General features: G+C 65.2%; 10 protein-coding genes. 1 reads left to right on the plus strand and 9 read right to left on the minus strand.

Annotation, left to right across the window (positions count from 1 at the left end; all coding sequences use genetic code 11):
- Positions 1–42 precede the first annotated feature (42 nt).
- Entirely contained in the window at positions 43–633 is a 591-nt protein-coding gene (locus ACVILH_RS06190) for a DUF4337 domain-containing protein (protein ID WP_456712109.1), read from the plus strand.
- A 132-nt stretch (positions 634–765) separates the two neighbouring features.
- Here ACVILH_RS06190 and ACVILH_RS06195 read toward each other — a convergent pair whose 3' ends face one another.
- From ACVILH_RS06195 to mdh, 9 genes are all read right to left on the minus strand, one after another.
- Positions 766–1,305 carry a hypothetical protein gene (locus tag ACVILH_RS06195; protein ID WP_456712110.1) on the minus strand — a complete coding sequence of 180 codons (540 nt, stop codon included), beginning with the start codon at positions 1,303–1,305 and terminating at the stop codon, positions 766–768.
- 130 nt (positions 1,306–1,435) lie between these two features.
- On the minus strand, positions 1,436–2,839 hold the full coding sequence (gene lpdA / locus ACVILH_RS06200; protein WP_456712111.1) for a dihydrolipoyl dehydrogenase: 1,404 nt from the start codon (positions 2,837–2,839) through the stop codon (positions 1,436–1,438).
- 45 nt (positions 2,840–2,884) lie between these two features.
- Positions 2,885–3,631 carry an SDR family oxidoreductase gene (locus tag ACVILH_RS06205; protein ID WP_456712112.1) on the minus strand — a complete coding sequence of 249 codons (747 nt, stop codon included), beginning with the start codon at positions 3,629–3,631 and terminating at the stop codon, positions 2,885–2,887.
- Between the two features lie 9 nt (positions 3,632–3,640).
- A complete protein-coding gene (locus ACVILH_RS06210) occupies positions 3,641–4,021 on the minus strand; it encodes a hypothetical protein (protein WP_456712113.1) in 381 nt (126 codons plus the stop codon).
- A gap of 12 nt (positions 4,022–4,033) precedes the next feature.
- Positions 4,034–5,272: a 2-oxoglutarate dehydrogenase complex dihydrolipoyllysine-residue succinyltransferase gene (odhB, locus tag ACVILH_RS06215; protein WP_456712114.1), complete on the minus strand. Its 1,239-nt coding sequence runs from the start codon at positions 5,270–5,272 to the stop codon at positions 4,034–4,036.
- A gap of 144 nt (positions 5,273–5,416) precedes the next feature.
- Positions 5,417–8,374, minus strand: a complete 2,958-nt coding sequence (locus tag ACVILH_RS06220) for a 2-oxoglutarate dehydrogenase E1 component (RefSeq protein ID WP_456712115.1) — start codon at positions 8,372–8,374, stop codon at positions 5,417–5,419.
- Between the two features lie 136 nt (positions 8,375–8,510).
- A complete protein-coding gene (gene sucD / locus ACVILH_RS06225; RefSeq protein ID WP_009031544.1) occupies positions 8,511–9,395 on the minus strand; it encodes a succinate--CoA ligase subunit alpha in 885 nt (294 codons plus the stop codon).
- A 56-nt stretch (positions 9,396–9,451) separates the two neighbouring features.
- On the minus strand, positions 9,452–10,648 hold the full coding sequence (gene sucC, locus ACVILH_RS06230; protein ID WP_456712116.1) for an ADP-forming succinate--CoA ligase subunit beta: 1,197 nt from the start codon (positions 10,646–10,648) through the stop codon (positions 9,452–9,454).
- A gap of 125 nt (positions 10,649–10,773) precedes the next feature.
- Positions 10,774–11,742, minus strand: coding sequence for a malate dehydrogenase (mdh, locus tag ACVILH_RS06235; protein WP_456712117.1), 969 nt, complete (start codon positions 11,740–11,742; stop codon positions 10,774–10,776).
- Between the last annotated feature and the right edge of the window lie 182 nt (positions 11,743–11,924).

An 11,924-nucleotide genomic window follows, 5' to 3' on the forward strand; every position in this document is an offset into this window, starting at 1 on the left:
GGTTGCGGCAATCGTCGCGGCAGTCGATCCGGAGGGGAACAGATGGGCGCACATGAAAGCATGGAGCATGCGGAGCACGCCGAGCACGCGTCGGGCTCGAACAAGAAGATCGCGCTGCTGATCTCGGTCATCGCGCTGTTCCTGGCGCTTGCCGAGACCTTGGCGAAGGGCGCGCAGACCGAATCGATCAGCAAGAACGTCGAGGCGTCGAACCTCTGGGCGTTCTTCCAGGCCAAGACCGTGCGGCGCACGGTGGTGCAGACCGCCGCCGAGCAGGGCAAGCTGAACCTGCCGGCGCTGCCCGACGAGGCCACCAAGGCCAGCCTGCAGAAGCAGATCGACGACTGGCAGAAGAACGCCGCGCGCTACCGCTCGGAGCCGGAGACCGGCGAAGGCAGCGAGCAGCTCGCCGCCCGCGCCAAGCACGCCGAGGAGGAGCGCGACCTCGCCACGGCAAAGTATCACCATTACGAGCTCGCCTCGGCCGCCTTCCAGATCGGCATCGTGCTGGCGTCGGCGACAATCATCACCGGCATGATGGTGTTGGCCTGGGCCTCCGGCGCGCTGGCGCTGGTCGGCATCGCCATGACTGCGCTCGGGCTGTTCGAGCCGCATCTGTTGCATCTGCATTGAGGCCGGGGACGCCGTCTGTCGCCACATCGTCATGGCCGGGCTTGTCCCGGCCATCCACGCTGTTCGGCATTCTGCGAACGACATGGGATGCCCGGGCCTTCGCCGCGTCGCGGCTTCGCGCGGCGACCGCCCTCAGCGCGCCTGCACGCTGCGGCGGAAGCGCAGGATCTGGCGGACCACGCGGGACGACCAGCCGCTGGTGTTGGCGCGGAGCAGGTCGCTGATGACCTCGCGGATGCGCTGCTTGACCGGATCGACCAGCTCGGCCGCCTTGCGGCGCAACGTCAGCACAGCTTCATAGAGCCAGGCGAACCAGCCCATCTGTAGCAGCTTGGCGCGCGTGACGTCGAAGATGAACGCGGTGATGCCGACGCCGACCATCTTGCCGAAGATGATCGTGACCAGCGCCAGCTTCCACTGGTGGTGCATCAACAGCCACATGCCGACCAGCTTGAGCGGAAACAGCAGCACCACCGGTACGAGGAAGACGACCAGGGTGAGCGGCGGCGACAGCGTCTCGATCCGCGCGGCGAGCCAGTGCTTCACATGGCGCAGCGGGATCGCGGCGACGATCCGCGCCACGATCGGCTCGAGATGGTCCCACAGCCAAGCTTCGATCAGGAAGATGATCGCGAGCAGGACCCAGAACGGCTGAAGCAGGCGGCGCAGCATGGCACTCCATCTCGGCCCCGGCCTCAGCAGCGAGGCCGCCATGACATTGCGACCTCGCAGCTTGCCAATTGGTTCAACGCGGCCGGCAGGCCATTTTGTCGCACCTGCCGATCACGCTACCGGGTGTCGATCACATGTGGATGGCACGCTTGGCCACTGCAAGTGCGGCTTCCTTGACGGCCTCCGAGCGGGTCGGATGGGCGTGACAGGTGCGTGCCAGATCCTCGGCGGAGCCACCGAACTCCATCAATACGGCGGCTTCGTGGATCAGTTCGCCAGCCTCCCGGCCGATGATGTGGGCGCCGAGCACGCGATCCGTCTTCGCATCTGCGAGGATCTTCACGAAGCCGTCAGTGGTCTGGTTGACCTTGGAGCGGCCGTTCGCGGTAAACGGAAACTTGCCGACGGTGTAGGCGACACCGGCCTGCTTCAGCTCCTCCTCGGTCTTGCCGACCGAGGCCACTTCGGGCGTCGTATAGACCACGCCGGGGATCACGTCATAGTTCACGTGGCCGGCCTGGCCGGCGAGAATCTCGGCGCAGGCCACGCCCTCGTCCTCGGCCTTGTGCGCGAGCATCGGACCGGCGACGACGTCGCCGATGGCGTAGACGCCGGGCACGCTGGTCGCGAAGTGGTGATCGATCTGCACGCGGCCGCGATTGTCGAGCACCACGCCCGCCTCCTGCAGGCCGAGGCCCTCCGTATACGGCACGCGGCCGATGGCCACGAGCACGACATCGGCTTCGATCTTCTCAGGCGCACCGCCGGCCGCCGGCTCGATGGTCGCCGCGAGCGTTGCGCCTGATGTATCGACGCCGGTGACCTTGGCGCCGAGCTTGAAGGCAAAGCCCTGCTTCTCGAGGATGCGCTGGAACTGCTTGGCGATCTCGAGGTCCATGCCGGGCAGGATGCGGTCGAGGAATTCGACCACGGTGACCTTGGCGCCGAGGCGGCGCCACACCGAGCCGAGCTCGAGGCCGATCACGCCGGCGCCGACCACGAGCAGGCTGGATGGCACCTTGTCGAGCGCCAGCGCGCCGGTCGAGGAAACGATGCGCTTCTCGTCGATCTCGATGCCCTTGAGCCGCGCAATATCCGAGCCGGTGGCGATGACGATGTTCTTGGTCTCGACGGTCTGCGTGGCGCCATCGTTGCCCGCAACCTGCAGCTTGCCGGTGCCGAGGATCTTGGCCCGGCCCGCGAGCACGTCGATCTTATTCTTCTTCATCAGGAACTCGACGCCCTTGACGTTGCCGTCGATGCCCTGCTGCTTGAAGCTCATCATCGACGGCAGATCGACCTCGGGCTTCGAGACCTTGATGCCCATCTTGGCGAAGGAGTGCCCGGCCTCATCGAACAGCTCCGAGGCGTGCAGCAGCGCCTTCGAGGGCATGCAGCCGACGTTGAGGCAGGTGCCGCCGAGGGTCGCGTTTTTCTCGACCACCGCCACCTTCATGCCGAGCTGCGCTGCGCGGATGGCGCAGACATAACCACCGGGGCCGGTGCCGATGACGACGAGATCGTAAGTAGCCATGATCGAATGTTCCGTAAGCTTTGAAGTCAGAGATAACGACGGTCGTCAGCGTCCGCCCGACACGTCGAGAATGGCCGAAGTGACATAGGAGGCCTCGTCCGACAGCAGCCAGACGATGGCATTGGCGATTTCCTCCGCCGTGCCGACGCGCTTCATCGGCACGTTGGGAGCGAGACGATGCGCCCGATCGGGCTCACCGCCGGAGGCGTGAATTTCGGTATCGATCAGGCCGGGCCTGATCGCGGCGACGCGAATGCCTTCATTGGCGACCTCGTGGCCGAGGCCGATCGTGAAGGAATCGATCGCGCCCTTCGAGGCGGCGTAGTCGACATAGGTGTTCGGCGAGCCGAGCTTGGCAGCAACCGACGACAGGTTGATGATCACACCGCCCTGCCCGCCATGCCGCGTCGACATCCGCTTCACGGCCTCTCTTGCGCAGAGAATACTGCCGGTGACATTGACCGCCATCAAGCGCTCGATGCGCTCGGCGCTCATCTCGTCGACGCGCGTCGTCGGCCCGACGATGCCGGCATTGTTGATGAGCGCACCGAGCGTGCCGAACTTGTCGGCCGCCTTGAACAAAGCGAGGATGTCATGCTCGCGGCCGACGTCGCACTTCACCGCGATCGCCTTGCCGTTCTTGGCCTCGATCGCCGCGACCGTGCTCTGCGCCGCCGCCTCGTTCGAGGCGTAGCCGACCACGATCTTGAAGCCACGCGATGCGGCGGCGATGGCGGTGGCGCGCCCGATGCCGCGGCTGCCGCCGGTGATCACTGCAACCCTGTCGGTCATGATTACCTCCTAGGATCTAGCCGCTTCGGTTATCGTCCATCTCGTCGTGAGATCGGGATCGGTGACCGTCTCGCCCGTGGAGCCCAATGTGTAGCGTCCGGGACTTGCCGGCTGGAAAGCCTGCAAGTCGGGCGGCAATGTCATGGTTTGCCCTTCCCATGTCTTGCCTTCGCAGGTGATCGAGATGCCCTGAGGCGTGGCACTGACGATGCGGCCCCACGCCTGAACTTGCGACGTCACGGTCTCCCCGTCGGGTTCGACATAGGTGATGCCGACGAGAACGAGCTGGCCGACGAAGCCGTCCGCTTCCTCCTGATCCCAATCAGGCGGGGTGCCGTCGGAATCATCCGCCGGCATCCAGGGAGGTCGAGCTGCGGCTTCATCCGACACAGCGCGATCCGCTCAGAGATCCAGAACGAGCCGCGCCGGATCTTCCAGGCTCTCCTTGACGCGCACCAGGAAGGTCACGGCTTCCTTGCCGTCGATGACGCGGTGGTCGTACGACAGCGCCAGATACATCATCGGGCGGACCTCGATCTTGCCGCCGACGACCACCGGCCGCTCCTGGATCTTGTGCATGCCGAGGATGCCGGACTGCGGCGCGTTCAGGATCGGGGTCGACATCAGCGAACCGTAGATGCCGCCATTGGTGATCGTGAAGGTGCCGCCCTGCATCTCGTCGATCTTGAGCTGGCCGTCACGGGCACGGCGGCCGAAATCGGCGATGCCCTTCTCGATGTCGGCGATCGACTTGTGGTCGCAGTCGCGCACGACCGGCACGACCAGGCCCTTGTCGGTGCCGACGGCGACGCCGATGTGGTAGTAGTTCTTGTAGATCAGATCTGATCCGTCGATCTCGGCATTGACGGCCGGGATATCCTTCAGCGCCTGCACCACGGCCTTGGTGAAGAAGCCCATGAAGCCGAGCTTGGAGCCGTGCTTCTTCTCGAACACGTCCTTGTACTGGCTGCGCAGCGCCATGACGTTGGTCATGTCGACCTCGTTGAAGGTCGTCAGCATCGCCGCGGTGTTCTGCACATCCTTGAGGCGGCGCGCGATGGTCTGGCGCAGCCGGGTCATCTTGACGCGCTCCTCGCGCGCGGCATCGTCGGCCGGCGACGGTGCGCGGACCTGCACGGCCGCGGCCGGCTGATTGACCGGGGTCGGCGCCGAGGCGGCGCGCTCGATTGCGGCCAGCATGTCACCCTTGGTGACGCGGCCGTCCTTGCCGGAGCCGGGAACGGTGGTGGCATCGACGCCGCTCTCGGCGGAGAGCTTGCGCACCGACGGAGCCTGCGGCGTATCGGCCGGCAGCGTCTTGGCGGGAGCGGGCGCCGGAGCAGGAGCCGCGGCGGGCTTCGCCGGAGGCGGCGCGGGCGCAGCAGCGGCCGGCTTGGCGGCGACGGCGCCATCATTGATCTGGCCGAGCAGCGCGCCGACGGCGACGGTCTCGCCGTCCTTGGCGATGATCTCGCCGAGCGTGCCGGCCGACGGCGCGGGCACCTCGATGGTCACCTTGTCGGTCTCGAGCTCGACGAGCGGCTCGTCGACGGCGACGGCGTCGCCCGCCTTCTTGAACCAGCGGCCGATGGTGGCCTCGGTGACGGATTCACCGAGCGTCGGAACGCGAATGTCAGTCATGGTCTTTATCCTCAATAACCCCGTGCGGTCATAAAGCCCGTCCGCCATCGCCTTGCGGCGCGCAAGCGATGCGGTACGGACGATCAACGCGATGGACTGGTACTTGCGCCCCGCAAGAGTTGCGAGGCGCCTTCAAAGGCAGGTTCAGTTCAAGGCTTCGTCGAGCAGCGCCTTCAGCTGGGCGAGATGCTTGGACATCAGGCCCGTGGCGGTCGCAGCCGACGCGGCGCGGCCGGCATAGCGCGGACGCTTGCTCTTGCCCCCGGTCTGGTTCAGCACCCATTCGAGATACGGCTCGATGAAGTGCCAGGCGCCCATGTTGCGCGGCTCTTCCTGGCACCAGACGACCTCGGCGTTCTTGAAGCGGCCGAGCTCGGCGACCAGCGCCTTCAGCGGCACCGGATAGAGCTGCTCGATGCGCATCAGATAGATGTCGTTGAGTCCGCGCTTCTCGCGCTCGTCGTAGAGGTCGTAATAGACCTTGCCGGAGCACAGCACGATGCGGCGGATCTGGTCGTCCGGCACCAGCTTGGTCTTGTCGTCCGCCTGCATCTGGGCGTCATCGTACAGGATGCGGTGGAACGTCGTGCCCTTGGCCAGCTCCTCGAGCCGCGACACCGCCCGCTTGTGGCGGAGCAGCGACTTCGGCGTCATCACGATCAGCGGCTTGCGGATCTCGCGATGCAGCTGACGACGCAGCACGTGGAAGTAGTTCGCCGGCGTGGTCGGATAGACCACCTGCATGTTGTCCTCAGCGCACATCTGCAAGTACCGCTCGAGGCGGGCCGACGAATGCTCCGGACCCTGGCCCTCATAGCCGTGCGGCAGCAGGCAGACGAGGCCGGACATGCGCAGCCATTTGCGCTCGCCCGACGAGATGAACTGGTCGAACAGCACCTGCGCGCCGTTGGCGAAGTCGCCGAACTGCGCCTCCCACAGGGTCAGCGCATTCGGCTCGGCGAGCGAATAGCCGTATTCGAAGCCGAGCACGGCCTCTTCGGACAGCAGCGAGTTGATGACCTCGAAATGGCCCTGCTCACTCGCCAGATGATTGAACGGCGTGTAGCGGCTCTCGTCCTCCTGGTCGATCAGCACCGAATGGCGCTGCGAGAAGGTGCCGCGCTCGCAGTCCTGGCCGGACAGCCGCACCTTGTGGCCCTCGAGCAGGAGCGAGCAATAGGCCAGCGCCTCGCCCGTGGCCCAGTCGAGGCCGATGCCGCTGTCGATCGCCTTGGCGCGGTTCTCCAGGAAGCGCTGGATCGTGCGGTGCAGGCGGAAGCCGTCCGGCACCTTGGTGATCTTGCGGCCGATCTCCTTGAGGCGGTCGATCTCGACACCGGTGACGCCGCGGCGCGCTTCCTCTTCCTGGTCGGCGGACTTGAGGCCCGCCCACTTGCCGTCGAGCCAGTCGGCCTTGTTCGGACGATAGGAGGTGCCGGCCTCGAACTCGGCGTCGAGACGGGCGCGCCAATCGGCCTTGGCCTTGTCGACCTCGCCCTCGGTCATCACGCCTTCGGCAACCAGGCGCTTGGAGTAGAGCTCCAGGGTCGTCGCGTGGCCGGCGATCTTCTTGTACATCACCGGCTGGGTGAACGCGGGCTCGTCGCCCTCGTTATGGCCGTGCCTGCGATAGCAGAACATGTCGATGACGACCGGCTTGTGGAATTTCTGCCGGAACTCGATCGCGACCTTGGCCGCGAACACCACCGCTTCCGGATCGTCGCCGTTCACGTGGAAGATCGGCGCGTCGATCATCTTGGCGACGTCGGACGGATAGGGCGACGAGCGCGAATAGCGCGGATAGGTCGTGAAGCCGATCTGGTTGTTCACGATGAAATGAATCGAGCCACCGGTCCGGTAACCCTTGAGGTCCGACAGCGCGAAGCACTCGGCCACGACGCCCTGGCCGGCGAAGGCGGCGTCACCGTGCATCAGCAGCGGCAGCACCGAGTTGCGCATATCCGGCGGATCGCCGTGCTGGTCCTGCTTGGCGCGGACCTTGCCGAGCACCACGGGGTCGACGATCTCGAGATGCGACGGGTTGGCGGTCAGCGACAGATGGATGCGGTTGCCGTCGAACTCGCGGTCCGACGAGGCGCCGAGGTGATACTTGACGTCGCCTGAGCCTTCGACGGCGTCCGGGTTGGCCGAGCCGCCCTTGAACTCGTGGAACAGCGCGCGATGCGGCTTGCCCATGACCTGGGTGAGCACGTTGAGGCGGCCGCGATGCGGCATGCCCAAGACGATCTCCTTCACGCCGAGATTGCCGCCGCGCTTGATGATCTGCTCCAGCGCCGGGATCAGCGACTCGCCGCCATCCAGGCCGAAGCGCTTGGTGCCGGTGAACTTGACGTCGCAGAACTTCTCGAAGCCCTCGGACTCGACCAGCTTCTGCAGGATGGCGCGACGGCCCTCGCGGGTGAACGAGATTTCCTTGTCCGGCCCCTCGATGCGCTCCTGGATCCAGGCCTTCTGCGCCGCATTCGAGATGTGCATGAACTCGACGCCGAGCGTCTGGCAGTAGGTGCGCTCGCAGATGGCGACGATCTCACGCAGCGAGCCGTATTCAAGGCCGAGCACGTGGTCGAGGAAGATCTTGCGGTCGTAATCAGCCTCGGTGAAGCCGTAGGAGCGCGGATCGAGCTCCTCGCGGTTGCGCGGCGCCTCGATGCCGAGCGGATCGAGCTTGGCGTGGAAATGGCCACGCATGCGGTAGGCGCGGATCAGCATCAACGCGCGGACAGAGTCGCGGGTGGCCTGGTTGACGTCGGCCGGCGACAATTCGACGCCCTTGGTCTGCGCCTTCGCCGCAATCTTCTCGCCGACCTTCTTCTCGACCACCGCCCAATTGCCGTCGAGCGCGGAGGTCAGCTCGTCGCGGGGGGAGACCGGCCAGTTGCTGCGCGCCCAGGAGGGGCCCGAGGCGTTCTTCTGAACGTCGGCCGGCGCGTCCTTCAGGCTCTTGAAGAACTCCTGCCACTCCGGATCGACCGAGGCGGGGTCCTTCTCGTAGCGGGCGTAGATCTCATCGATGTAGGTGGCATTGGTGCCCTGCAGAAAAGACGACAGGGCGAAGGCGGCGTTCGCATCTTGGCGAGACATGGTAGCGTCCTGGTAATTTCGATGCGCCCAATGAAAACGGCGCAATGCCTGACCCCGTGGAAGGGGTCAGGCTCGGGTTAGGACGGTTTACCTTATTCTTTGTAAAGATGCGCCCCGAAAAGTACTAAACCCTGAATCAGGACTTCAACTTTTCGACGAGCGTCTTGCCGAGGCGGGCCGGGGACGGAGACACCGTGATACCAGCCGCTTCCATCGCGGCCGTCTTCGAGCCGGCATCGCCCTTGCCGCCCGAGATGATCGCGCCGGCATGGCCCATGCGGCGGCCGGGAGGGGCGGTGACGCCGGCGATGAATCCGACCATCGGTTTCTTCCGACCGCGCTTGGCTTCGTCCTTGATGAACTGCGCCGCGTCCTCCTCGGCCGAGCCGCCGATCTCGCCGATCATGATGATCGACTCGGTCTTGGGATCCGCCAGGAACATCTCTAGCATGTCGATGAACTCGGTGCCCTTGACCGGGTCGCCGCCGATGCCGACCGCGGTGGTCTGGCCGAGACCCTCGGAGGTGGTCTGGAACACCGCCTCATAGGTCAGCGTGCCGGAGCGCGATACGATGCCGACCGAGCCGGGCTTGAAGATGTTGGCCGGCATGATGCCGATCTTGCATTCGCCGGCGGTCATCACGCCGGGGCAGTTCGGCCCGATCAGGCGCGACTTGGAGCCCACAAGCGAGCGCTTGACGCGGACCATGTCCAGCACCGGGATACCCTCGGTGATGCATACGATCAGCGGCACTTCGGCGTCGATCGCCTCGCAGATCGCGTCGGCTGCGCCCGGCGGCGGCACGTAGATCACGGATGCGTCGGCACCGGTAGCCTCGCGGGCCTCCTTGACGGTGTCGAAGACGGGCAGGCCGAGATGGGTCGAGCCGCCTTTGCCCGGCGAGGTGCCGCCGACCATCTTGGTGCCATAGGCGATCGCCGCCTCGGAGTGGAAGGTGCCGTTCTTGCCAGTGAAGCCCTGGCAGATGACCTTGGTGTTTTTGTCGATGAGGATGGACATCGTGCTTTCTCTAAACAGCGTTGCGGTGAGGAATAAGCGAGCGCCTGAACCGGCGCTCAGCCTCCCTTGACGGCCTTGACGATCTTCTGCGCGGCGTCGTCGAGATTGTCGGCGGGCAGCACGTTCAGACCGGACTCGCTGATGATCTTCTTGCCAAGATCGACATTGGTGCCTTCGAGGCGCACCACCAGCGGCACCTTCAGGCCGACTTCCTTCACCGCGGCCACGACGCCCTCGGCGATGACATCGCACTTCATGATGCCGCCGAAGATGTTGACCAGGATGCCCTTCACGTTCGGGTCGGCGGTGATGATCTTGAACGCCGCCGCGACCTTCTCCTTGCTGGCGCCGCCGCCGACGTCGAGGAAGTTGGCGGGCTCCATGCCGTAGAGCTTGATGATGTCCATCGTCGCCATGGCGAGGCCGGCGCCGTTGACCATGCAGCCGATGGTGCCGTCGAGCGCGACGTAGTTGAGGTCGTACTTCGAGGCTTCGATCTCCTTGGCGTCCTCCTCGGTCTCGTCGCGCAGCGCGACGACTTCCGGGTGCTTGAACAGCGCGTTGGAGTCGAACGACACCTTGGCGTCGAGCACGCGGAGCTGGCCCTGCTTGGTCACGACCAGCGGGTTGATCTCGAGCATCGCCATGTCCTTGGCGACGAACGCGGTATAGAGCTGGGTGGTCAGCTTCTCGGCCTGCTTGGCGAGGTCGCCGGTGAGCTTGAGCGCCTTGGCGACGGCGCGGCCGTGATGGCCCATGACGCCGGTGGCCGGATCGACCGAAAAGGTGATGATCTTCTCAGGGGTGCTGTGCGCGACGTCCTCGATGTTCACGCCGCCTTCGGTCGACACCACGAACGCGACCTTCGAGGTCTCGCGATCGACCAGCAGCGACAGATAGAATTCCTTGTCGATATCTGAGCCGTCCTCGATGTAGAGGCGGTTGACCTGCTTGCCGTCCGGGCCGGTCTGCACGGTGACGAGCGTCGCGCCGAGCATCTGCTTGGCGAATTCGTTGACCTCGTCGATCGACTTGGCGAGGCGGACGCCGCCCTTGTCGCCGGCCGAGGCTTCCTTGAACTTGCCCTTGCCACGGCCACCGGCGTGGATCTGGCTCTTCACGACCCAGACCGGACCGCCGAGCGTCTTCGCCGCGGCATCGGAGTCCTCCGGACGGAGCACCGGCACGCCCTTGGAAATCGGCACGCCGAACTCGTGCAGCAGTGCCTTGGCCTGATATTCGTGAATGTTCATAAGTGGTTGCTCCCCGAACCCGCGATGGGGTGACTGCCGGATCCATTAAAACAGGACGCTTGGTATACCATATACCAAGCGTCCTGCAACTCGATCGGGCGGGTCAGAGGCCCGCCCGATTACGTTCAGCGGCCGAGCAGGTCGGGCGCGATCTTCTTGCAGGCGTCGACCAGGCCCTGCACGGCGGCGACCGACTTGTCGAACGCCTCGCGGTCCTTGCCGGCCAGCTCGATCTCGACGATACGCTCGACACCCTTCGAGCCGATGACGACGGGCACGCCGACATACATGTCCTTCACGCCGAACTCGCCGTTGAGATAGGCGGCGCAAGGCAGCACGCGCTTCTTGTCGCGCAGATAGCTCTCGGCCATCGCGATCGCCGAGGCGGCCGGGGCGTAGTAGGCCGAGCCCGTCTTGAGCAGGTTGACGATCTCGGCGCCGCCATTGCGGGTGCGATCAACGATCTCGTCGATGCGGGTCTGCGAGGTCCAGCCCATCTTGACGAGGTCGGGCAGCGGGATGCCGGCAACGGTGGAGTACTTGGTCAGCGGCACCATGGTGTCGCCATGGCCGCCCAGCACGAAGGCGGTGACGTCTTCCACCGAGACGTTGAACTCATCGGCCAGGAAGTAGCGGAAGCGGGCGGAGTCGAGCACGCCGGCCATGCCGACGACCTTCTTGGCCGGAAGGCCCGAGGCCTTCTGCAGCGCCCAGACCATCGCGTCGAGCGGGTTGGTGATGCAGATGACGAAGGCGTCGGGGGCGTACTTCTTGATGCCGGCGCCGACCTGCTCCATCACCTTGAGGTTGATCGACAGCAGATCGTCGCGGCTCATGCCCGGCTTGCGCGGCACGCCGGCGGTGACGATGCACACCTTGGCGTTGTCGAGCGCCTCGTAGGAGTTGGCGCCGGTGTAGTGAGCATCGAAGCCGTCGACCGGCGAGGACTGCGCGATATCGAGCGCCTTGCCCTGCGGGACGCCTTCGGCAATGTCGAACATCACGACGTCGCCGAGCTCCTTGAGGCCGACGAGGTGAGCCAGCGTTCCGCCGATCTGACCGGAGCCAATCAAAGCAATCTTGTCGCGCGCCATGGCAAATTTCCTTTTAACCCGAAGGGGTGAGGGAGGTTGAAAAGTCGAGTGGGTGGTTATCCCTTTCGCCCGGGCCGTTCAAGTCACGCTATGGCCAATTGGCGGGCGTGCCTTGATTTCGATCAGGACCGGACGACGGCTGCTGATGATCCTTTCAGCATGATTGACGTGGCCTTTTCGCG

The sequence above is a fragment of the Bradyrhizobium sp. USDA 4353 genome (assembly GCF_054063215.1).